This is a genomic window from Streptomyces huiliensis, assembly GCF_020037025.1.
Classification (GTDB): domain Bacteria; phylum Actinomycetota; class Actinomycetes; order Streptomycetales; family Streptomycetaceae; genus Streptomyces; species Streptomyces huiliensis.
The window spans coordinates 1-1,209 of sequence record NZ_JAIQLH010000515.1; the positions used below are offsets into that span (position 1 = coordinate 1).

Consider the following 1,209-nt stretch of genomic DNA (forward strand, 5'->3'; position numbering starts at 1 on the left):
GCGGGTCTGAACCGGTCGCGCGGGTCTGAACCGGTCGCGCGGGTCTGAGGCGGTTCGCGCAGGTCCGAGGCGGTCGCGAAGGTCACCGGGCCCCGGCGGTGGTGACCGAATCCACGCAGGTCAGAGGCGTCGGAAGTCCGTAGGATGAGAGAAGCTCCTCCGGGAGGAAGCCGTCCGGAGGGTCACATGCCGCACCACGCGAATCGCCGTCTGCTCGGGCGGGAACGGGAACTGGCGGCGCTGGACCGCCTGCTGCGCGACGTACGCGACGGGCGCAGCCGCGTCCTGGTGCTGCGCGGCGAGGCCGGCGTCGGCAAATCGGCGCTGCTCGGCCGGCTCGCCGAGCGGGCCGCGCCGCTGCGGACCGTGTACGCGGCCGGCGTCGAAGCCGAGTCCGACTTCGCCTACTCCGCCCTGCAACGCCTGTGCGCCCCCCTACTGGCACACCTCGACCGGCTGCCGCCGGTGCAACAGGACGCGCTGCGCGTCGCGTTCGGTCTGAGTGCGGGGAACCCGCCCGAAATGCTGCTGGTCGGGATCGCCGTCCTCGGTCTCTTCGCCGAGGCCGCCGCAGAGTCCCCGCTGGTGTGCCTGGTCGACGACGCACACTGCCTGGACCTGATGTCCCGGCGGATCCTGGCGTTCGTCGCGCGCCGGCTGGACGCCGAATCGGTGGCGCTGGTGTTCGCCGAGCGGATCACCGACGGGGAACAGGAGGAGGGGCTTTCCGGGCTGCCGGTCCTCACCCTGCGCGGGCTCGCGGACGCCGACGCCCGGGCCCTGCTCGACGGCGTGCTCCAGGGGCCGGTCGACGCCCGCGTGCGGGACCGGATCGTCGCCGAGACCGGCGGGAACCCGCTCGCCCTCCTGGAGTTGCCCCGGGACCTGTCGCCGGCGGAGCTGGCGTTCGGCTTCGGCGGGCCCGGCGCGGGACCGCTGGCGACCCGCGTAGAGGACGGCCTGCGCCGGCGCGTCGACGCGCTGCCGGCCGACACCCGCGCCCTGCTGCTGGTCGCGGCGGTCGAACCGGTCGGCGACGCCGCGGTGTTGTGGCACGCGCTGTGCCTGCTCGGCATCGGGTTCGAGGCCGCGGCACCGGCCGAGGCCGCGGGCCTGATCGCCCTCGGAGCCCCGGTGCGTTTCCGCCACCCGCTGGTGCGTTCGGCCGTCTGGCGCGGCGCGGACGCCGCCGCGCTCCGGGCGGCGCAC

Annotated in this window: 1 protein-coding gene; it reads left to right on the forward strand. The window is 75.4% G+C overall.

Annotation, left to right across the window (positions count from 1 at the left end; all coding sequences use genetic code 11):
* Positions 1–186: 186 nt before the first annotated feature.
* Positions 187–1,209 (forward strand): AAA family ATPase (locus JNW98_RS35570; RefSeq protein ID WP_223772386.1); only part of this gene is annotated, 1,023 nt, incomplete at its 3' end.